The sequence below is a fragment of the Rhodococcus sp. SB1D genome, from assembly GCF_048573875.1.
GTDB classification, from domain to species: Bacteria; Actinomycetota; Actinomycetes; order Mycobacteriales; family Mycobacteriaceae; genus Rhodococcus_F; species Rhodococcus_F qingshengii.
In genome coordinates, this window is sequence record NZ_JBMAIQ010000043.1 from 1 (window position 1) to 649 (window position 649).

The window sequence follows — 649 nt, forward strand, 5'->3', positions numbered from 1 at the left end:
TGGTAAGTCGGTTGTTCTGACCTACCAGGTCAAGGTCAATGCCGGTGTTGCCGGTGGCACGTTGATCAACAACAAGGTCACCGGTACTGCGAAGCCGCCGACGGGTCCGGAGATCACTCCTCCGCCGGTGACGACGGAGCATCCGGTTCTGTCTCCGAAGATTGCTGTGGTGAAGTCTTCTGATCCGGTGTCGGGTTCGAATGTTGTTGCCGGTCAGGACATCAAGTACACGCTTACGTTCACGAACACCGGTAACGGTGCGGGTGAGGTGGCGTACTTCGATGATTTGCGTCAGGTTGTGGACAAGGGTGCATTGAGTGGTTTGACTGCTGATGCTCCGTTGGTTGCGACGATGGTCGGCACGGATGGTTTCTCGGTGACGGGAACCTTGGCGGCCGGCGAAACGAAGACGGTGACGTATTCGGTGAAGGTCAATGCCGATGTGGTCGGTGGGGTGTTCGTGAACAACTTCGTTGTTCCGGGGACGACTCCTCCGGTTGATCCTCCGGAGGTGTGTGATCCGGTGACGCAGCTGTGCACGACGCATCCGGTGAAGGTTCCGGGGTTCACGGTCGCGAAGACTGCTGATCCGGTGTCGGGCACCAATGTTGCTGCTGGTCAGACGATCACGTACACCGTGACGGGTGCG

At 58.6% G+C, this 649-nt stretch carries 1 protein-coding gene; it reads left to right on the plus strand.

Translation table 11 applies throughout. The features are described 5' to 3' along the window. On the plus strand, positions 1-649 hold a 649-nt coding region (locus ACN50D_RS31250), incomplete at both ends, for a DUF7507 domain-containing protein (RefSeq protein WP_419970261.1).